The sequence below is a fragment of the Xanthobacter flavus genome (assembly GCF_017875275.1).
GTDB lineage: Bacteria > Pseudomonadota > Alphaproteobacteria > Rhizobiales > Xanthobacteraceae > Xanthobacter > Xanthobacter flavus_A.
The window spans coordinates 1,962,691-1,981,658 of sequence record NZ_JAGGML010000001.1 but is presented as its reverse complement, the minus strand read 5'-3'; the positions used below and the strand labels follow the sequence as shown (position 1 = coordinate 1,981,658).

Sequence of the window (18,968 nt, the reverse complement as noted above, 5' to 3'; positions counted from 1 at the left end):
GCCGCGCCGGGCTGCGAAGGCGCCGCGCCCCTTCAGGCGTTCCGCCTCAGGCGGATTCCACCGCCGCCCGCGGGGCGGCCACGCGCACGCCGTCCTTGCCCTGCTGCTTCACCTCGTACATGGCCGTGTCCGCGAGGCGGATCAGTTCGGTCTCGTCCGTGGTGTGGCGCGGATAGAGCGCGATGCCGATGCTCGCGCCGACGCTGACCGTGTAGGACTGGTCGTTGTACGAAACGACATAGGGCTCGCGCAGCGCCTCGCACAGGCGCTGACCCTGGGCGTGGGCGGCGTCGCCCTCGACGAGGTCCACCATGATGACGGCGAACTCGTCGCCCGACAGGCGGACCGCGAAATCCTCCTGCCGCAGGTTGCTGCGCAGCCGGCTGGCGATGGCGCAGAGCAGCTTGTCGCCGACCCCGTGGCCGTGCCTGTCGTTGACCTGCTTGAAGCCGTCGATGTCGATGTAGAGCAAGGCGAACTCGCGGCCGTGGCGCTGCGCCTGCGAGCGCGCGCGGGTCAGGTGCTCGACGAACAGGATGCGGTTGCCGAGGCCGGTGAGGGCGTCGTGGGTCGCCATATGGCGGATCTGCTTCTCGACCCGGCGGCGCTCCTCGATCTCGATCTCCAGCTGGCGGTTGCGCTTCTCCAGCTCCTCCAGCGCGCCCTTGAGGCGCAGCTTGGAGATGTGCAGGTCGAGGAAGACCGTGACCTTGGACAGGAGCACGGCGTCGTTGATGGGCTTGGCGATGTAGTCCACTGCGCCGAAGGTGTAGCCCTTCAGCCGGTTGATGTCGTCGTGATAGGCCGCCGTGACGAACACGATGGGAATGTCGCAGGTGTCCGGGTCGTTGTTGAGGAGGGAGGCCACCTCGAATCCGTCCATGTCCGGCATCTGCACGTCGAGCAGGATGAGCGCGAAGCGATGGTCGAGGCAGAGCGCCAGCGCCTCGTTGCCGGAATGGGCCTCGTAGATCTCGGCCTTCACCGGCGCGAGCAGGCGGCGCATGCCGACGAGGTTCGCACGCACGTCGTCGACGACGAGAATTTTGGGCAGGTCGGCCGTGGTCATTCGGGCATCCCCCGGCCCGGACGCGCGCGAGGAGCGCGGCAGAAGGCATCGAGGGCGACGGCGAGCGCGGCGAGGGGCGCGCACAGGTCCGCTCCGGCGCGCGCGAGCGCGGCCAGCGGCATGGTCTCGACCTCGGCTTCCGACGGCTCTTGCACGAAGGCGCGGCCTCCCAGTTCCCGAATGCGCTTCAGCCCGTCCGCCCCGTCGCTGCTGGCTCCGGTGAGAACCACGCCAGCCAGGGCGTCACCGTAAGCCTCCGCTGCGCTGGCGAACAGCACATCAATTGCAGGCCGCGAATAGCACACCCGTGGGTCCACGGAGAGTGAAAAACGGCGGTCGCGACCGACTTCCAAGTGGTAGCCGCTGGGTGCGACGTGAACAAGGCCGCCCAGGAGGGGGGCCCGCTCCTGCGCCAGCACCACGGTGCGGCCGGAGAGGCGGGCGAGGATGGCGGGCAGCATGTCCGGCCCGTCCGCCCCGACGTGGTTGACCACAGCGATGCCCACGTCCGGGTGCGGCGCCAGTGCGGCGAAGAGCCGTCCCAGCGCCGGAAGTCCGCCCGCCGACGCGCCCACCACGATGGCGCGCGGCGCGGGAGTGCCGGGAGCGGACGGACCCATCCCGCCCCTCCTGTCAGCGCCGCGGCCGACTTATGGCGTCACAACCAGGGCTGCTCGGCGCCCTTGGCGGCTTCGTACTGGTCGATGGCCGGCGCCTTCTGAAGGGTGAGGCCGATGTCGTCCAGGCCCTCGACCAGGCAGCGCTTGCGGAAGGGGTCGATCTCGAACTTGACCACGCCACCGTCCGGGCCGCGGATTTCCTGGGCCGGCAGGTCGATGGTGAGGGTGGCGTTGGCGCCGCGCTCGGCATCGTCGAACAGCTTGTCCAGGTCGTCCTTGGAGACGACGATGGGCAGGATGCCGTTCTTGAAGCAATTGTTGTAGAAGATGTCCGCGAACGACGTGGAGATCACGCAGCGGATTCCGAAGTCGAGCAGCGCCCACGGCGCGTGCTCACGCGAGGAGCCGCAGCCGAAATTGTCGCCGGCGACGAGGATCTTGGAAGAGCGGTACGCGGGCTGGTTCAGCACGAAGGCGGGGTTCTCGGCGCCGTCGTCGAGATAGCGCATCTCGGAGAAGAGGCCCTTGCCGAGGCCGGTGCGCTGGATCGTCTTCAGATACTGCTTGGGGATGATCATGTCGGTATCGACATTGACCAGCTTCATCGGCGCCGCGACGCCCTCCAGGACCGTGAACTTCTCCATGGGACCTACTGCCTTGTCTCGTCTGCCGGATCTCGTCTGCCGGGGGCCGGTGGCCGGACCCGCGGCGGCGCGGCCCGCTCAAAGGGCGCGCCGGAGGCGCCCCGCAGGGTGCCTCCGTAGCGTTCATCCATAACAGGCGGACCGGGCCTTGCACAGCACCTTGGCCAGCCCCGAGCGCGAGCCTCTCCCAGGCGCGTCTCAGGGCGCGAGGCGCTCCGGCAGCATGCGCTTCAGCACATCGTCCTTGAGCACCACGTGGTGGAGCACGGCCGCCGCCGCGTGGAGGAGGGCGAGGACGATGACGGCGTTGGCCATCAGCTCGTGGATCTCCTGCACCTGCTTGCCCAGATCGCGATTGACCGCGATGGGCGAGGGGATGGTGAAGAGCGAGAAGAAGGACACCGGGGCACCGCGCAGGAAGGCGAGATAGACGCCGAGCGCGAGCGTGGCGATGAGCGCAAGATAGAGCAGCCCGTGCACGATGTGCGAGGCGATCGCCACCGGCCGGCTGATCTGCGTGGAGGCGGGCGGATTGCGCCCGAAGATGCGCACGGGGATGCGCACCGCCAGAAGCGCGATGATCAGGAGGCCGACCGAGATGTGGACCCACCACACCATGCCCCGCGCCGGCGTGCCGCGGGCGTAGAACTGCTCCAGATAGGTGACGCCGAACGCCGTGAACACGGCGATGGCGGTCAGCCAGTGCAGCGCGCGCAGGGCCGGCCCGTAACGGGTCATGCTGGAATCGACAGGCATGGGGGTCTCCTTTTTGGAGTCATTCTAGAAAGCGCTGCCCCTGCGTCCAGTGCCAGGGTCACGTTTTGCCTGCGGTCAATTGGCCCGGTCCTCGATGGCCTCCATGTCGTCGTCGCTGAGGCCGAAATGATGGCCGATCTCATGCACCAGCACATGGGTGACCACGTCGCCGAGGGTTTCCTCGTTCTCCGCCCAGTAATCGAGGATGGGGCGCCGATAGAGGAACACCATGTTCGGCATCTGCCCGGTCTGGGCCACCGCGCCGCCCTGCGCGCGGCCGATGCCGTGGAACAGGCCGAGCAGATCGAACGGCGTCTCGGCGCCGAGCTCGTCCAGCACTTCGTCGGTGGGGAAGTCCTCCACCTTGATGACGAGGCCGGCGCACAGGGCGCGGAAGGTGTCGGGCAAAGCGGCGAAGGCTTCCCGCGCAAGCTGCTCCAGCTCGTCCTGTCCCGGGGCCTCCAGATCACGCCATCGGCTCTTCGACGGTACGCCGGTGAACGACATGCTTCCCCTCCTGGCGGTTACATCCGCGTTACATCGGTATTGCGTCGCAACATCACGAACCGCTGAAGTCCTCGCGGCCGCTGACTTGGCCGGCTCTGGCGTCACGGACCCGTGACTTTCCTGAACACTTCGTTAACGCAAGCATCAATCCGGGTTCAGGGTGACTTGGTTAAGGAACTCTTAACCCACCTGCATCGTTGAGGGTGCAGAACGGGTTCGTATGGGATCTGGGAGTTAAGCCATGCTTCGCAAGCTTGCTGTCACCGGTGCTCTGGTGTCCATCCTTGGTATCGCTGCGTTTTTCGCTCCGCACGAGGCGAGCGCGGCATCGGTCGCCACCGTGGTGGGCGCGGTCTTCTGAGTCAGCGGAAGATTGCGCGGGCCTTTTGTGCCCCGGTCGATCACGTGATTGTGATGTTATTGGAGCGGGTTCAGGATTGCTCGTTTCTTCGATGCAACAGCTCCGAATCGTCTTCGCAGGTGCGAAATGCGCCGCGAGGCGGGCCGTGGTGAGCCGCAAAGGCTTGCCGCGCCAGAATGCTGTGCGCCTTCGCGTGGCGGCCGAAAGGGCTGCCGGCGCCGTGAACTGATTCGCGCCGACGCGGCCTGACCGGTCTGTTCTGGTCGAGAGGCTCATTCCGTGGCCGCCCGCACCAGTTCCTCCTCCGCCTCCGCAAGCAGTGCCTCATTGGCATCCCCGCCGACGCTCTCCCGCCCGATTTCCAGCAGGACTGGCACCGCCAGCGGCGACACGCGCGGCAGCGGCTGGTGCACCACGTGCCCCCGGATGCGCGCCAGCATCTCCCCGAGCCGCTTCACGTCCAGAAGGCCCGTCGCCGCGTCCGCCCGCGCCGCGCGCAACAGCAGATGGTCCGGCTCGTGCCGGCGCAGCACGTCATAGATAAGGTCGGTGGAGACGGTGACCTGCCGCGAGGTCTTCTCCTTGCCCGGAAACCGCCGTTCGATGAGGCCGGCGATGACGGCGCAATAGCGGAAGGTCCGCTTCATCAGCGCGCTTTCGGCGAGCCACGCCTCCAGATCGTCGCCCAGCATGTCCTGATCGAACAACTCGTCCAGCGAGAGCCGCCCCTGGCTGATGGCCGCCCCCATGTCGCCGGCCGCATAGACGGCGAGGGCGTAGTCGTTGGCGACGAAGCCCAGCGGCTTCAGCCGGGCGCGCTCCAGCCGGCGGGTCAGCAGCATGCCCAGCGTCTGGTGGGCGAGCCGGCCCTCGAACGGGTAGGTGACGAGATAGTAGCGCCCCGACCGCTCGAAGGTTTCCACCAGAAGATCGTCCCGGCCGGGCAGGCGGGACTTGGCCTTCTGCAATTCCAGCCAGTCGCGCACCTGCGGCGGCAGCGCGGCCCAGCGCTCCGGCGCGGAGAGCAGGGCGCGCACGCCGGCGGCGAGGAAGGTGGAGAGCGGGAACTTGCCGCCCGCATAGGCCGGCACTTTGGGCTCGGTGGCGGTGGTGCGGGAGACATAGACTTCGTCCTCTACCAGCACCTCGTAGCGCAGGATTTCCCCGGCGAAGACGAAGGTGTCGCCGGGCACCAGAGTCTCGACGAAATATTCCTCCACCTCGCCCAGCAGCCGCCCGCCGAAGCGCACCCGGCCCGCCACCCCTGTTTTGGCCGCCCCGCGCGCCGAGACGAGGCGTACCTTGAGCATGGAGGCTTCCACAATGGTGCCCACGTTCAGCCGGTAGGCCTGCGCGATCATGGGATTGGCGACGCGCCACAGCCCGTCCTTGGTGCGGCGGATCTTGGCGTAGCGCTCATAGGCGCGCAGCGCATAGCCGCCGGTGGCGACGAAATCGAGCGCCGCGTCAAAGTCTTCGCGCGACAGGGCCCGATAGGGCGCGGCCGAGCGCACCTCCGCATAAAGGGCATCGGCAGAGAAGGGCGCGGCGCAGGCCATGCCGAGGATGTGCTGGGCCAGCACGTCGAACGCCCCCTGCCGCTCGGGCGGCGTGTCCTGCGCGCCCGCCTTCACCGCCTCCAGCGCGGCACGGCATTCCAGCACCTCGAACCGGTTGGCCGGGATCAGCACGGCACGCGAGGGCTCATCCAGCCGGTGGTTGGCGCGGCCGATGCGCTGCATGAGGCGGGAGGCGCCCTTGGGCGCGCCCACATTGATGACGAGATCCACATCGCCCCAGTCGATGCCGAGGTCGAGGGAGGACGTGGCCACGACGGCCTTCAGTTTCCCCGCCGCCATGGCCGCCTCCACCCGGCGCCGCTGCTCCACCGCGAGGGAGCCGTGATGGAGCGCGATGGGGAAATCGAGGTCGTTGATGCGCCAGAGTTCCTGAAACAGGAATTCGGCCTGCCAGCGGGTATTGACGAAGACGAGGGACAGCTTGTTGGCGCCGATCAGCTCGTAGATCTCGGCGAAGGCGTGCTGCGCCGTGTGGCTCGCCCACGGCATCCGCGCGCGGCTCTCCAGCATGGAGATGTCGGGCGCCGCGCCGCCGGCCGCGATCACGAGATCGGCGAGGGCGGGTTCGACCTTTTCCTCATCCTGCGGCACCAGATAGCGCCTGAGGTCGTCCGGCTCCGCCACGGTGGCGGAGAGGCCAACGCATTGCAGGCCCGGCGCGATGGCGCGCAGCCGCGCGAGGGCGAGGGACAGCAGATCGCCGCGCTTGGAGGTGACGAGGGCGTGCAACTCGTCCAGCACCACGCGCTTCAGGCCGGAGAAGAGGTGCTCCGCATCCTTCGAGGCGAGCAGCAGGGAAATCTGCTCCGGCGTGGTGAGGAGAATGTGCGGCGGGTCGCGCCGCTGGCGCTGGCGGCGCGAGGCGGGCGTGTCGCCGGTGCGGGTCTCGACGCGGATATCGAGCCCCATCTCCGCGACGGGCGCCTCCAGATTGCGGGCGATGTCCACCGCCAGCGCCTTCAGCGGCGAGATATAGAGCGTGTGCAGGGGCGATGCCGGCCGCTCCGCCTGCCAGCGGGCGAAGGGGACGGGGGCTTCAGCGGCGCCGGGTTCGTCCGGCGGCGGCGAGGCCTTGCGCGCCTTCGTCTTCGGCCGGCTCAGCTCGATGAGGCTCGGCAAAAATCCGGCCAGCGTCTTGCCGGCGCCCGTGGGGGCGATGAGCAGCACCGAGTGCCCGCTCTCGGCGGCGGCGATGAGGTCGAGCTGGTGCGCGCGCGGCGTCCAGCCCCGCGCGCGGAACCAGCCGGCGAACGGCTCGGGAAGGGCGGGGGACGCCCCACGCCGTGGTTCGCCGGTCTCGGGACGGGTTTTGCCGATGGATCTGGTCGCTTTGGCCACCTGCGGAAGATAGGCACACCACGGCGTGGGCGCGAGCCTCCGCGCCGCTCAAGCGAACGATTCCGTCCGCGCGCGGTTCCTTCGGTGTCCTGGCCCGGAGGAGTCGCCCATGAGCTACGCGCGCTTTGCCGCCATGATCGCCACTTCGACCGTGGTGATGTTCGGTCTGATGTACCTGAACACCTACGCCCTCGATCATGTGGCCTTCAGCGAAACCCGCGCCTTCATGGCGCTCGTCATGGGGGCCGTGATGGCGGGGATCATGCTCGGCTTCATGTGGGGCATGTATCCGAACCGCCGCATCAACCTCGCCATCCTCCTGGCCAGCACCGCCGTCTTCGCCGGAGCGCTCGCTCTGGTGCGCACCCAGGCGACGGTCGGCGATGTGGCGTATATGCGGGCGATGATCCCGCACCATTCGATCGCCGTCCTCACCAGCGAGCGCGCGCACATCCGCGATCCGCGCGTGCGGCTGCTGGCGGACCGGATCATCGACGCGCAGGTGCGCGAGATCGGCGAGATGAGGGCGCTGGTCGCCGATCTCTCGCGCAACCCACCCCCTGCGGACGCGCCGGACCTTCCGTCCTACCGGGCACGGGGCGCGAGCCCGCCCGCGCCCGAACGTCCTTAATCCGCCGTCAACCAACGCGGGGGCATGGTGCGGGAAATGTCCCGTCCCGGAGTATGCGTCCCATGATGTCGCGCGCCGACCGCACCGTCTTGAGCGAATGGTGGTGGACGGTGGACCGCGCCCTGCTCGCGAGCCTCGTCGGGCTGATGGTGATCGGCATCATCCTGTGCCTCGCCGCGAGCCCGGCCGTGGCGGCCCGCCTGAACATCCCCGATCCGTTCCATTTCGTGAACCGGCAGGTGCTGTTCCTCATCCCCGCCGCGGTGGTGATGATCGCCACCTCCTTCCTCTCGCCCCGCACCATAAGGCGCACCTGCGTGGTGGTGTTCGGCCTGTTCTTCGTGCTGCTGCTGGCGACGCTGGTGTTCGGGCCGGAGGTGAAGGGCGCGCGGCGCTGGCTCACCATCGCCGGCATCACCGTGCAGCCGTCGGAATTCATCAAGCCGGCCTTCGTCATCCTCGCCGCGTGGCTGTTCGCCGAGAGCACCAAGCGGCCGGAGATGCCGGCGACCCTGTTCGCCTTCCTGCTGCTCGGCAGCGTGCTCGGCCCGCTGGTGAAGCAGCCGGACTTCGGCCAGAGCCTGCTCATCTGCCTCGTCTGGGCGTCGCTGTTCTTCCTCGCCGGCCTGCGCTGGATCTGGATGGTGGGGCTCGCGGGCATCGGCGCGGGCGGCGGCTTCATCGCCTACATGACCGTGTCCCACGTCCAGAAGCGCATCAACCGCTTCATCAATCCGGATTCCGGCGACACCTACCAGATCGATGCGGCGCTGAACTCGTTCCGCAGCGGCGGCTGGTTCGGCACCGGGCCGGGCGAGGGCACCATGAAGCGGATGCTCCCCGACGGCCACACCGACTTCGTGTTCGCGGTGGCGGGCGAAGAGTTCGGCATCATCCTGTGCATGATCATCCTCGCCCTGTTCGCCTTCATCCTCCTGCGCTCGCTCTCGCGCGCCTCCAAGGAGAGCGATCCCTTCACCCGCTTCGCCATCACCGGCCTTGCGCTGCTGTTCAGCCTGCAGGCCTCCATCAACATGGCGGTGAACGTCCACATCGCGCCGGCCAAGGGCATGACGCTGCCGTTCATCTCCTATGGCGGCTCCTCGCTCATCTCCATCGCCTTCGGCATGGGAATGCTGCTGGCCCTCTCGCGCAAGCGGCCCGGCGCCGCGGCGCTGGCGCGGCTCAGCGAGGGGCATGGCGATGCGCGCAGGGGTGAAAGCCTCGCCCGCCCGGTGTCGCCGCCGCCCGCAGCGGTGGCGGAACCGGCCTGATCGCGGGCCTGATCGAAGGTCGCGCGGACGCGGAACCGCCGCATTGCCGGGGCACTGCGGCGCGTGCGCCGGATGATCCGGCCGCACCGCTGCCCGGCAGCCCGAGGGGATAATGTGACCGATCTCGTCCTTCTCGCCGCCGGCGGCACCGGCGGCCACCTGTTCCCGGCCGAGGCGCTGGCCGCCGTTTTGACCCGGCAGGGCTTCACCGTGGACCTCGCCACCGACGCCCGCGCTGCCCGCTATGCCGGGCATTTCCCGGCGCGGGAGCTGCACGTGCTGCCGGCGGATACGGTGCGTGGGCGCTCGCCCATCTCGCTCGCCCGCACCGGGCTCGCGCTCGCCTCGGGCTTTGTCTCCAGCCTCTCTCTGCTGCGGCGGGTGAAGCCCGTGGCGGTGGTGGGCTTCGGCGGCTATCCCACCGTGCCGCCGCTGCTGGCGGCGAGCTTTTCCGGCGTGCCGAGCATCGTGCACGAGGCGAACGGCGTGATGGGCCGGGCCAACCGGATGCTGGCGCGCCGCGTTACCGCCATCGCCACCGGCTTTCCCGGCGTGGTCGATGCCGATCCCGCGCTGAAGGCCAAGGCGGTGTGGACGGGCAATCCCCTGCGCCCCGCCGCCATTGCCGCCGCCGCCGCACCCTATGATCCGCCGCTGCCCGGCGGCGACCTCCACGTGCTGGTCTTCGGCGGCAGCCAGGGCGCACGGGTGATGTCCGATGTGGTGCCCGAGGCCATCACGCGGCTCGGCGCCGATCTGCGCGCCCGCCTCGTCCTCGTCCAGCAGGCGCGGGAGGAGGATCTGGAGCGGGTGACCGCCACCTATGCCCGGCTCGGCGTTCGGGCCGAGGTGCAGACCTTCTTCGACGATCTGCCGGCCCGCATGGCGCGCGCCCACCTCGTCATCTCCCGCTCCGGCGCCGGCACGGTGGCGGAACTCGCCGCGCTGGGCCGGCCCTCCATCCTCGTGCCGCTGCCCCACGCGCTGGACCAGGATCAGGCCGCCAATGCCCGCACCCTCGCGGACGTGGGCGCGGCGCTGGTGCTGCGACAGGTGGAATTCGAGCCGGACCGGCTGGCGCTGGAACTCAATACCTTTGCCGGCGAACCCGGATCATTGACGCGCATGGCCGATCGGGCCAGAAGCCAGAGCGTGCTTGACGCCGCCGAGCGGCTGGGCGGTCTCGTCCGGCATCTGGCGGGCGGCGGCGCGGTCGCAACCTTCAGGGGAAACAGCGCATGAAGCTGCCGTCCGGCCTCGGCTCCATCCACTTCGTCGGCATCGGCGGCATCGGCATGAGCGGCATCGCCGAGGTGCTGCACAATCTCGGCTACGCGGTGCAGGGCTCGGACGTGGCCGACAGCGCCAATGTGAAGCGCCTGCGCGAACACGGCATCACGGTGATGATCGGCCACGCCGCCGCCAATGTGGACGATGCTGACGTGGTGGTGGTCTCCTCCGCCATCAAGCGCGACAATCCAGAATTGATGGCCGCCCGCGCCAAGCGCCTGCCCGTGGTGCGCCGCGCCGAGATGCTGGCCGAGCTGATGCGGCTGAAGAGCTGCGTCTCCATTGCCGGCACCCACGGCAAGACCACCACCACCTCGCTGGTGGCGACGCTGCTCGACGCCGGCAATTTCGACCCCACCGTCATCAACGGCGGCATCATCAACGCCTACGGCACCAATGCCCGCCTCGGCGACGGCAACTGGATGGTGGTGGAGGCGGACGAGAGCGACGGCACCTTCCTGAAGCTGCCCACCGAGGTGGCCATCGTTACCAACGTGGACCCTGAGCACCTCGACCACTTCAAGACCTTCGACAGGGTACAGGAGGCGTTCAAGGCGTTCGTGGAGAACGTGCCCTTCTACGGCTTCGCGGTGATGTGCATCGACCATCCGGTGGTGCAGGCGCTGGTGGGCCGCATCGAGGACCGGCGCGTCATCACCTATGGCGAGAATCCGCAGGCCGACGTGCGCCTCGTGGACGTGGACCTCAAGGGCGGCGTCACCAAGTTCGGCGTGGTGTTCCGCAACCGCGCGGGCGAGACCGTGCACGAGATCCGCGGCCTGCGCCTGCCCATGCCCGGCAAGCACAATGCGCTGAACGCCACCGCCGCCATCGCCGTCGCGCACGAGCTGAAGGTGCCGGATGAGAAGATCATCGAGGCGCTGAGCCAGTTCGGCGGCGTGAAGCGGCGCTTCACCCGCACCGGGGAATGGAACGGCGTGACGGTGTTCGACGATTACGGCCACCACCCGGTGGAGATCGCCGCCGTGCTCAAGGCCGCCCGCGCGGCGAGCGACGGGCAGGTGATCGCTGTGGTGCAGCCGCATCGCTACACCCGCCTCGCCTCGCTGTTCGACGAATTCTGCACCTGCTTCAACGATGCCGACCATGTGGTGGTGGCGCCGGTCTACACCGCCGGCGAGGCGCCCATTCCCGGCGCGGACCGCGACCATCTGGTGCAGGGCCTCATCGCCCACGGCCACCGCTCGGTGACGGCGCTCGACGGACCGGAGCAACTGGCCGGCATCGTCGCTGGCCTCGCCAAGCCCGGCGATTACGTGATCTGCCTCGGTGCCGGCTCCATCTCGGGCTGGGCCTATGCGCTGCCGGGGGAGTTGCAGGCGCTCAAGCCGGCGGCTTAGTCGGCGCAGACCCGCGCGCACCTCCAGAAACAAAAAAGCCCCCGGACGCGCCGGGGGCTTTCGCTTTCAGGGACGCCTCACTTCTTCGGCAGGGCCTCGAGCACGTCGTCGAACGTGCGCAGGCCGGTGCGGGGGGAATTCACCAGCACCGCCATGTTGCCGGGGGCGTGCTGGTTCTTCCACATCTTGGTGTGCGCCTCGGGGATGCGGTCCCACGGGAACACTTCCGACATGCAGGGGTCCACGCGCCGGTCGATGATGAACTGGTTGGCGGCGGAGGCCTGCTTGAGGTGGGCGAAGTGCGAGCCCTGGATGCGCTTCTGGCGCATCCACACATAGCGGGCGTCGAAGGTGATGTTGAAGCCGGTGGTGCCGGCGCAGAACACGATCATGCCGCCGCGCTTGCCCACCAGCGTGGACACCGGGAAGGTGCTCTCGCCGGGATGCTCGAACACGATGTCCACGTCGCGCTTGCCGGTGATGTCCCAGATGGCCTTGCCGAACTTGCGGGCTTCCTTGAGCCACTCCGCATATTCCGGCGAGTTCACCGTGGGCAGCTGGCCCCAGCACTTGAAGTCCTTGCGGTTGATGACGCCCTTGGCGCCGAGGCCGAGCACGTAGTCGCGCTTGGTCTCGTCCGAGATGACGCCGATGACGTGCGCGCCGGAGGCGGCGGCGAGCTGCACGCCGAACACGCCGAGGCCGCCCGAGGCGCCCCACACCAGCACGTAGTCACCCGGCTTCACCGTGTGCGGCGGGTGGCCGAACAGCATGCGATAGGCGGTGGCCATGGTCAGCGTGTAGCAGGCGCTCTCTTCCCAGGTGAGGTGCTGGGGGCGCGGCATCAGCTGGCGGGCCTGCACCCGGCAGAACTGGCCGAAGGAGCCGTCCGGCGTCTCATAGCCCCAGATGCGCTGGGAGGGGGAGAACATCGGGTCGCCGCCGTTGCACTCCTCGTCGTCCCCGTCGTCCTGGTTGCAGTGGACGACCACCTCGTCGCCCACCTTCCAGCGCTTCACCTTCGGGCCCACCGCCCAGACGATGCCCGAGGCATCGGAGCCGGCAACGTGGAACGGCGCCTTGTGGACATCGAACGGGGAGATCGGCTGGCCGAGACCCGCCCAGATGCCGTTGTAGTTCACGCCGGCCGCCATCACGAGCACGAGCACGTCCTGCTCACCCAGCTCCCAGGTCGGCACCACCTCCAGCTGGAACGATTGCTCCGGCGGCCCGTGGCGGTCGCGGCGGATGGTCCAGGCATACATGTTGGCAGGCACGTGGCCGAGCGGCGGGATCTCGCCGAGCTCATAAAGGTCCTTCACCGGTCCCTCGTTCGTATTGGCGGCTGCCGTCTGGGCCATGGCTGTCATCCTCTCCTGGATTGGACCGTTCGGTCGCGTCGTTGCAGTCCCTATCTCGCAATGCAGCGTAGCAGAGAAAAAATCCAAGGCGAGAGCCATTCTCAACCCCGACATTGGGCCATGTGGACGCTGCGGCGCGGAACAGGAACGCCCAAGGCCCCGCCGGCGTTTCCGGCCGCGCTGGCGTTTCCGGCGGCGGCGTGCCCCGCTAGAGTGGGACTGTTGCGCGCCGGACGGCCGGCGTCGCCGCAAGGGGATGGGAGAATTTCATGGGCATCATCTGGATGATCATCGTCGGGGCGGTCGCCGGCTTCCTGGCGGGCCAGCTGTTCCAGGGCTACGGCTTCGGCCTGTTGGGGAACATCGCCGTCGGCATCGTCGGCGCCATCATCGGCGGCTTCCTGTTCGGCGGCGTCTTCGTGGTGGGCGGCGTGATCGGCCAGATCATCTCCGCGACGCTGGGCGCGGTGATTCTCCTGTTTGTCATCTCGCTGGTGAAGCGCTAGCGCGCCGGCCCGGCGCGCCATGTCGCGGGCGCGCCATTTCGCGGGCGGGTCAGGAGGCCTTCTGGCCCTCCTCGCGCTGGAAGGCGATGCCGCATTTCTTCTGGATGGACACCTGCTCGATGGCGTCCATCTCGCCTTTCAGCCGCGCCAGCTCGGCGGTCTGCGCATCGTCGCCGCCCACCAGGAAGGCGGCGGGCCAGAAGACCACCACGGCGACGGTGGTCGCCACCGCGTCGCTCGTCGCGCGGTTGTTCTGGGCGCCGGTGAGGGCAATGGCGCGGGCCGAGCTGCTGGCAGCTGTAGCTCTGGAACTGCATGGGTGAGACATAGGCGGCCGAGACCTTGTCGGCCGATTTCGCGCATGCGGCGGTCGCAAGCGCCGCCATGAGAACCACCACCGTCCGCACCCTCGCCCCCCGGATGTCCAGCGGGGGAACGCTAGCATCAATGCAATCAGAATGAGAATTTATTTATTGATGCAATTTTAAGTATTCTCCGCCGCGCCGCTGCGCACGGCTCCCGGCGTCCCGTCCATTGGATAATTTTCCCATCGACGGCGCTGCCATTGCGACGCACAATCCCGGCAAATATCCAAAAGCGATGGATGGGGATTAGGAATGGTGCTCCGCGACAAACCCTGGCTCTTCCGCACCTATGCGGGGCACTCCACCGCCGCGGAATCCAACAAGCTCTATCGCTCCAACCTCGCCAAGGGCCAGACCGGCCTCTCCGTCGCCTTCGACCTGCCGACCCAGACCGGCTACGACAGCGACCACGCCCTCGCCCGTGGCGAAGTGGGCAAGGTGGGCGTCCCCATCTCCCACCTCGGGGACATGCGCACCCTGTTCCAGGGCATCCCGCTCGCCGAGATGAACACCTCGATGACCATCAACGCCTGCGCGGCGTGGCTGCTCTCGCTCTACATCGCCACCGCCGACGAGCAGGGGGCCGACCGCGCCAAGCTCCAGGGCACGACGCAGAACGACATCATCAAGGAATATCTCTCGCGCGGCACCTATGTGTTCCCGCCCGCGCCCTCCATGCGGCTCACCAAGGACACCATCATCTTCACCACCGAGCATCTGCCCCGGTGGAACCCGATGAACGTGTGCTCCTACCACCTGCAGGAAGCCGGGGCGACGCCGGTGCAGGAGCTGGCCTTCGCGCTCGCCAACGCCATCGCCATCCTCGACACGGTGAAGAAGTCCGGCGAGGCGGAAGGCGCGGTGTTCGGCGAGGTGGTGGGGCGCATCTCCTTCTTCGTGAATGCGGGCATGCGGTTCATCACCGAGATGTGCAAGATGCGCGCGTTCGTGGACCTCTGGGACGAGATCTGCGTCAACCGGTACGGCATCACCGACGCCAAGCAGAAGCTGTTCCGCTATGGCGTGCAGGTGAACTCGCTGGGCCTCACCGAGCAGCAGCCGGAGAACAACGTCTACCGCATCCTGCTGGAGATGCTGGCCGTTACCCTCTCCAAGAAGGCCCGCGCCCGCGCCGTGCAGCTGCCGGCCTGGAACGAGGCGCTGGGCCTGCCGCGCTCCTTCGACCAGCAATGGTCGCTGCGCATGCAGCAGGTGGTGGCCTATGAGACCGACCTCCTCGAATACGGCGACATCTTCGACGGCTCCACCGAGATCGCCAAGAAGGTGGAGGAGCTGAAGGCCGAGGCCCGCGCCGAGCTGGCGCAGATCGAGGCCATGGGCGGCGCCGTCGCGGCCATCGAGAACAGCTACATGAAGCAGCAGCTGGTGGAGAGCAACACCCGCCGGCTGGAGGCCATCGAGCGCGGCGACCAGGTGGTGGTGGGCGTCAACCGCTGGACCGAGAGCGAGCCCTCGCCGCTCACCACCGGCGAAGGCGCCATCCTCACCGTGCCGGAGGGCGTCGAGGCGGAACAGATTGCGCGCCTTCAGGCGTGGCGCGAGGCGCGAGACGCCAAGGCGGTGGACGCGGCGCTGGCGGACCTGAAGAGCGCGGCGCAGGAAGGCCGCAACATCATGGAGCCCTCCATCGTCTGTGCCAAGGCGGGCGTGACGACGGGCGAATGGGGCACCTGCCTGCGCGAGGTGTTCGGCGAATATCGCGCCCCCACCGGCGTCGGCCGCGCCGCCCGCGTGGATACGCAGGGCCTCGAAGAGGTGCGCAAGAACGTGGATGCGGTCTCCGAGAAGCTCGGCCGCCGCATCAAGTTCCTCGTGGGCAAGCCTGGCCTCGACGGCCATTCCAACGGCGCCGAGCAGATCGCGGTGCGCGCCCGCGATTGCGGCATGGAAGTGGTCTACGAGGGCATCCGCCTCACCCCGGCGGAGATCGTCAACGCGGCGCTGGAGGAGAGCGTCCACGTGGTGGGTCTCTCCATCCTCTCCGGCTCCCACGTGCCGCTGGTGCGCGACGTGATGGAGCGGATGCGGGCGGAAGGTCTCTCCGACGTGCCGGTGGTGGTCGGCGGCATCATCCCGCCGGAGGACGAAGCCCAGCTCAAGGGCTTCGGCGTCGCCGCCGTCTACACGCCGAAGAATTTCGAGCTGAACCGCATCATGGCGGACATCGTGACCATCGTGGACCGCGAGGCCCAGAAGGCGGCGTGACCGCTGCGGGACGTATCGGGCGCAGCTCATCCCGCTGCGCCCGGCGCCCGGGATCTCCGATGGCGGCTGTATTCGAGGCCTGAGACGCCAGCTTTTGCTTGCAATGGTGCAATGGCGTCTTGCGCGGGGCGTGTCCATATTTGGCTCAACGCCCAGCCGGGCGGACGACACCGCCCGGCGCCAAGGAGCCTCATCATGACCCTCGCCGCCCCCGCCGGCTCGCCCGGCGCACATCCTGCCATTGGGATCGAGCCGTCTGCCCGCATCGCCCCGCACGATCTTGTGCTCGGTGCCGTCAGCCTCGCCAGCCCCGACCCGCGCCGCCTCGTCGCCTTCTACCGCGACCTCCTCGGCCTCGATGTTCTCGCCGAGGGTGAGGCGACCATGCTCGGGGCCGGCGTCCGGCCGCTGGTGGAAATCCTCTCCCGGCCCAAAGCCCCGCCGGCGCCGCGCCGGGCGCCCGGCCTGTTCCACATGGCCATCCGCGTGCCGGACCGCGCCAGCCTCGCCGCGCGGCTGCTCGCGCTACACGGTGCGGGCCTGCGCCTCGGAGCCTCGAACCATCTGGTGAGCGAGGCGCTCTATGTGGACGATCCGGACGGCAACGGCGTCGAAATCTATCGCGACCTGCCGCGCGCGGAATGGCCCGTCGAGCCGGACGGCTCCATCGCCATGCAGACGCTGCCGCTCGACCTCCAGTCCCTCGCCCGCGAGGCGAAGGTGGCGGGCGGGCCGGCTCCGGCCGGCACCGACATGGGCCACGTCCACCTCAAGGTGAACGACCTCGACGCGGCCAAGCGCTTCTGGGTGGATACGGTGGGCCTCGCCATCATGGCCCGCTATCCCGGCGCGCTGTTCGTGAGCGCCGACGGCTATCACCACCATGTGGGGCTGAACGTCTGGCAGTCCGGCGGCGCCCCGGTGCCGGCGGCGGGCACGGCGGGGCTCGACCATTTCACCGTCACGCTGGCGGCGGACGCCTTCGCCGCCCTCGCCGTCCGCCTCGTCGCGGCGGGTGTGGAAACGCAGCCGGGACGGGACGGTGCCCTGCGTGTGGCCGATCCCTCCGGCAACACGGTCGAGTTCCGCGCCGCAGCGTGACGCCCGCGTCGGCCTCCTTTACCCTCGGCAGGCACCGAATCGCACATCCGCGACGGTGCGGGCCGGGGGGCCGAAGCCATGATGTCGCTGCCGTTCTTCGGCGTGTTCCTCGCCCTCGCGGCGACGCTCATGGGCCAGCGCATGGCCGCGCTTGCGCTCTGGGTGCTGTCGGTGGCGACCATGCTGGTGCTGTTCCGCCTGCACGTCACCGATCCGCTCAACATCGCGCTGTGAGGGGCGTCATGGACACCGGCTTCACCCTCGCGGACCGCTTCCGGGTGCTGAACGCGCTTGGCCTCCTCGCCGTCTCGGCGGTGCTCATCGCCGCCTTCTTCGACCAATTGGTGTTCAACGACCTGCCGTGCCCGCTCTGTCTGCTGCAACGCGCCGGCTTCGTCTGCGTCGCCGCCGGGCTCGCGCTGAACGTGAAGTTCGGCCCGCGCCCCTCGCATTACGCCATCATGATCCTCTCCGCGCTGGCCGGCGGGGCGGTCTCCACCCGCCAGACCCTGCTGCACATCATTCCCGGCGAGGGCGCCTATGGCGACGCCTTCTTCGGCCTGCACTTCTACGCCTGGGCGCTGGTGCTGTTCGGCGTGTGTATCCTCGGCTCGGCCGTGCTGCTGCTGTTCGACGGCCAGTTCGAGCGGCAGTCGGCGGACGCACCGCCCCATCGCCCGCTGCTCGGCACGGCGGCGATCGTGCTGGTGCTGCTGCTGGCGCTGGCGAACGGCGTCTCCACCGTGCTCGAATGCGGCGGGGGCCTGTGCGCCGACAACCCCACCGGCTACCAGCTGATCCAGGACGGCACCATCAACCGCCTGCTCGGGCGCTGAAGCTTCAGCGGCGCCGGAAACATCTCACGGCTTTGCCTGGGTCATCACTTATTGTGATGCTTTGCGCCGTGAAATTCGATTTCCCTCATGGCTCTCCTCGGGTTAGAGGAGGGGGCCCGTGGGCCGTCGCAATAAGAGGGGACGGACGGCACTCCCGGCCAACAGGTCATCAGATGGCGCGCCGTCACGGCGCGCCTCGGGAGAAGACATGTCCGCCACCCCGGTCCGCCCCAGCCGTTTCGCCCTCTATGACGCCCCTTATGTGCTGCTGACCCTGGTGGCCCTCCTGTGGGCCATCAACCTCGTGGTGGGGCGCTACATCGCCGGCCACATCCCGCCCATCACGCTGGCCATGGTGCGCTGGATGGGCGCGACGCTCATCCTCCTGCCGTTCGCCTGGAAGCAGATCGTGCGCGACGCGCCGATCATCCGGCGCAATCTGCCGTTCCTCGTGCTGCTCTCGGCCACCGGCATCGCCTGCTACAACGCCATGAGCTATTACGGCCTGCAATACACGCAGGCGGTGAACGGCCTTCTGGTGCAGTCCACGGCGCCGCTTCTGGTGGCCGTGTGGACCTTTGTGCTGTTCCGGGAAAAGCTCAGCCTCGGCCAGGCGGCGGGGGTCATCACCTCCCTTCTCGGCGTGATGGTCATCATCAGCCACGGCGACCTCGACACCTTCCTCCACCTCAAACCCAACATCGGCGACGTGGTCATCATCGTGGCGCTGGTGATCTATGCTTTTTATGCCGCCATCCTGCGCAAGCGTCCGCCGCTCGGACCGCTCTCCTTCCTCGCGTCCATCATGGCGCTGGGCTCGTTGCTGCTCTCGCCCTTCGCGCTCTGGGAATATCTGAACGGGCAGGTGCTGCCGCTCGACCACATCACCTTCACCACCCTCGCCTATGTGATGACCGGGCCGTCGCTGATCGCCTATCTGTTCTTCAACCGGGGAATCGAGCTGGTGGGCGCCAACGCGGCCGCGCCCTTCCTGCACCTGATGCCGGTGTTCGGAACGGCGATCGCCATCGTCGTCCTCGGCGAAACCATGGCCTGGTATCATCTGGCGGGCTATGCGCTGGTCATCGCCGGTATCGCGCTGGCGACGCTTTCCGCGCGGCGGCGGCAAACCGTGCGCTGAC

Annotated in this window: 18 protein-coding genes; 10 read left to right on the top strand and 8 right to left on the bottom strand. The window is 68.4% G+C overall.

Annotation, left to right across the window (positions count from 1 at the left end; genetic code table 11):
• Positions 1-46: 46 nt before the first annotated feature.
• The 6 genes from J2126_RS09555 to J2126_RS09530 form a co-directional block, all read right to left on the bottom strand.
• Positions 47-1,069, bottom strand: coding sequence for a two-component system response regulator (locus tag J2126_RS09555; protein WP_209486122.1), 1,023 nt, complete (start codon positions 1,067-1,069; stop codon positions 47-49).
• Complete coding sequence (locus J2126_RS09550; RefSeq protein ID WP_209486114.1) at positions 1,066-1,689, bottom strand: chemotaxis protein CheB; 624 nt, start codon at positions 1,687-1,689, stop codon at positions 1,066-1,068. Before J2126_RS09550 ends, J2126_RS09555 begins: the two co-directional genes overlap by 4 nt.
• 38 nt (positions 1,690-1,727) lie before the next feature.
• Positions 1,728-2,333 (bottom strand): 3-isopropylmalate dehydratase small subunit, encoded by a 606-nt coding sequence (gene leuD, locus J2126_RS09545; RefSeq protein ID WP_209486112.1) that lies wholly within the window; start codon positions 2,331-2,333, stop codon positions 1,728-1,730.
• Positions 2,334-2,531: 198 nt separating this feature from the next.
• Positions 2,532-3,089 (bottom strand): cytochrome b, encoded by a 558-nt coding sequence (locus J2126_RS09540; protein WP_209486110.1) that lies wholly within the window; start codon positions 3,087-3,089, stop codon positions 2,532-2,534.
• A 75-nt stretch (positions 3,090-3,164) separates the two neighbouring features.
• Positions 3,165-3,596: a metallopeptidase family protein gene (locus J2126_RS09535; protein WP_209486108.1), complete on the bottom strand. Its 432-nt coding sequence runs from the start codon at positions 3,594-3,596 to the stop codon at positions 3,165-3,167.
• A gap of 633 nt (positions 3,597-4,229) precedes the next feature.
• Positions 4,230-6,854: a ligase-associated DNA damage response DEXH box helicase gene (locus J2126_RS09530; protein WP_209490011.1), complete on the bottom strand. Its 2,625-nt coding sequence runs from the start codon at positions 6,852-6,854 to the stop codon at positions 4,230-4,232.
• A 130-nt stretch (positions 6,855-6,984) separates the two neighbouring features.
• Here J2126_RS09530 and J2126_RS09525 point away from each other — a divergent pair, with 130 nt between their 5' ends.
• The 4 genes from J2126_RS09525 (at position 6,985) to murC (ending at position 11,431) form a co-directional block, all read left to right on the top strand.
• Positions 6,985-7,506 carry a DUF305 domain-containing protein gene (locus J2126_RS09525; RefSeq protein WP_209486106.1) on the top strand — a complete coding sequence of 174 codons (522 nt, stop codon included), beginning with the start codon at positions 6,985-6,987 and terminating at the stop codon, positions 7,504-7,506.
• Positions 7,507-7,568: 62 nt separating this feature from the next.
• Complete coding sequence (gene ftsW, locus J2126_RS09520; RefSeq protein WP_209486104.1) at positions 7,569-8,780, top strand: putative lipid II flippase FtsW; 1,212 nt, start codon at positions 7,569-7,571, stop codon at positions 8,778-8,780.
• A gap of 72 nt (positions 8,781-8,852) precedes the next feature.
• A complete protein-coding gene (murG, locus tag J2126_RS09515) occupies positions 8,853-10,022 on the top strand; it encodes an undecaprenyldiphospho-muramoylpentapeptide beta-N-acetylglucosaminyltransferase (RefSeq protein ID WP_209486102.1) in 1,170 nt (389 codons plus the stop codon).
• Positions 10,019-11,431: a UDP-N-acetylmuramate--L-alanine ligase gene (murC, locus tag J2126_RS09510; protein ID WP_209486100.1), complete on the top strand. Its 1,413-nt coding sequence runs from the start codon at positions 10,019-10,021 to the stop codon at positions 11,429-11,431. Before murG ends, murC begins: the two co-directional genes overlap by 4 nt.
• Before the next feature lie 77 nt (positions 11,432-11,508).
• Here the strand turns inward: murC and ccrA are convergent, their stop codons facing one another.
• Positions 11,509-12,792, bottom strand: a complete 1,284-nt coding sequence (gene ccrA, locus J2126_RS09505; protein WP_209486098.1) for a crotonyl-CoA carboxylase/reductase — start codon at positions 12,790-12,792, stop codon at positions 11,509-11,511.
• Positions 12,793-13,061: 269 nt separating this feature from the next.
• Between ccrA and J2126_RS09500 the strand changes: the two genes are divergently transcribed.
• Positions 13,062-13,298 (top strand): GlsB/YeaQ/YmgE family stress response membrane protein, encoded by a 237-nt coding sequence (locus J2126_RS09500; protein ID WP_169121728.1) that lies wholly within the window; start codon positions 13,062-13,064, stop codon positions 13,296-13,298.
• Positions 13,299-13,347: 49 nt separating this feature from the next.
• On the opposite strand, the gene J2126_RS25310 is transcribed toward J2126_RS09500, so the two are convergent.
• On the bottom strand, positions 13,348-13,527 hold the full coding sequence (locus J2126_RS25310) for a hypothetical protein (protein WP_245327260.1): 180 nt from the start codon (positions 13,525-13,527) through the stop codon (positions 13,348-13,350).
• Positions 13,528-13,915: 388 nt separating this feature from the next.
• Here J2126_RS25310 and J2126_RS09490 point away from each other — a divergent pair, with 388 nt between their 5' ends.
• The 5 genes from J2126_RS09490 to J2126_RS09470 all read left to right on the top strand — a co-directional run bounded on the left by J2126_RS09490 (position 13,916) and on the right by J2126_RS09470 (position 18,967).
• Positions 13,916-15,889, top strand: coding sequence for a protein meaA (locus J2126_RS09490; RefSeq protein ID WP_209486096.1), 1,974 nt, complete (start codon positions 13,916-13,918; stop codon positions 15,887-15,889).
• Between the two features lie 195 nt (positions 15,890-16,084).
• Positions 16,085-16,990 carry a VOC family protein gene (locus J2126_RS09485; protein ID WP_209486094.1) on the top strand — a complete coding sequence of 302 codons (906 nt, stop codon included), beginning with the start codon at positions 16,085-16,087 and terminating at the stop codon, positions 16,988-16,990.
• Between the two features lie 78 nt (positions 16,991-17,068).
• A complete protein-coding gene (locus tag J2126_RS09480) occupies positions 17,069-17,224 on the top strand; it encodes a DUF5993 family protein (RefSeq protein ID WP_029556801.1) in 156 nt (51 codons plus the stop codon).
• 8 nt (positions 17,225-17,232) lie between these two features.
• On the top strand, positions 17,233-17,826 hold the full coding sequence (locus J2126_RS09475; RefSeq protein WP_209486092.1) for a disulfide bond formation protein B: 594 nt from the start codon (positions 17,233-17,235) through the stop codon (positions 17,824-17,826).
• A gap of 208 nt (positions 17,827-18,034) precedes the next feature.
• A complete protein-coding gene (locus J2126_RS09470; protein WP_209486090.1) occupies positions 18,035-18,967 on the top strand; it encodes a DMT family transporter in 933 nt (310 codons plus the stop codon).
• Position 18,968 lies beyond the last annotated feature (1 nt).

Bases quoted from the DNA above. Each gene is read 5' to 3' on its own strand.
- J2126_RS09540 (WP_209486110.1), bottom strand. From the start codon at position 3,089: ATGCCTGTCGATTCCAGCATGACCCGTTACGGGCCGGCCCTGCGCGCG.
- murC (WP_209486100.1), top strand. From the start codon at position 10,019: ATGAAGCTGCCGTCCGGCCTCGGCTCCATCCACTTCGTCGGCATCGGC.
- J2126_RS09550 (WP_209486114.1), bottom strand. From the start codon at position 1,689: ATGGGTCCGTCCGCTCCCGGCACTCCCGCGCCGCGCGCCATCGTGGTG.
- J2126_RS09470 (WP_209486090.1), top strand. From the start codon at position 18,035: ATGTCCGCCACCCCGGTCCGCCCCAGCCGTTTCGCCCTCTATGACGCC.
- leuD (WP_209486112.1), bottom strand. From the start codon at position 2,333: ATGGAGAAGTTCACGGTCCTGGAGGGCGTCGCGGCGCCGATGAAGCTG.
- J2126_RS09490 (WP_209486096.1), top strand. From the start codon at position 13,916: ATGGTGCTCCGCGACAAACCCTGGCTCTTCCGCACCTATGCGGGGCAC.
- ccrA (WP_209486098.1), bottom strand. From the start codon at position 12,792: ATGGCCCAGACGGCAGCCGCCAATACGAACGAGGGACCGGTGAAGGAC.
- J2126_RS09555 (WP_209486122.1), bottom strand. From the start codon at position 1,069: ATGACCACGGCCGACCTGCCCAAAATTCTCGTCGTCGACGACGTGCGT.
- J2126_RS09535 (WP_209486108.1), bottom strand. From the start codon at position 3,596: ATGTCGTTCACCGGCGTACCGTCGAAGAGCCGATGGCGTGATCTGGAG.
- ftsW (WP_209486104.1), top strand. From the start codon at position 7,569: ATGATGTCGCGCGCCGACCGCACCGTCTTGAGCGAATGGTGGTGGACG.
- J2126_RS09485 (WP_209486094.1), top strand. From the start codon at position 16,085: ATGACCCTCGCCGCCCCCGCCGGCTCGCCCGGCGCACATCCTGCCATT.
- J2126_RS09500 (WP_169121728.1), top strand. From the start codon at position 13,062: ATGGGCATCATCTGGATGATCATCGTCGGGGCGGTCGCCGGCTTCCTG.
- murG (WP_209486102.1), top strand. From the start codon at position 8,853: ATGATCCGGCCGCACCGCTGCCCGGCAGCCCGAGGGGATAATGTGACC.
- J2126_RS09480 (WP_029556801.1), top strand. From the start codon at position 17,069: ATGATGTCGCTGCCGTTCTTCGGCGTGTTCCTCGCCCTCGCGGCGACG.
- J2126_RS09525 (WP_209486106.1), top strand. From the start codon at position 6,985: ATGAGCTACGCGCGCTTTGCCGCCATGATCGCCACTTCGACCGTGGTG.
- J2126_RS09475 (WP_209486092.1), top strand. From the start codon at position 17,233: ATGGACACCGGCTTCACCCTCGCGGACCGCTTCCGGGTGCTGAACGCG.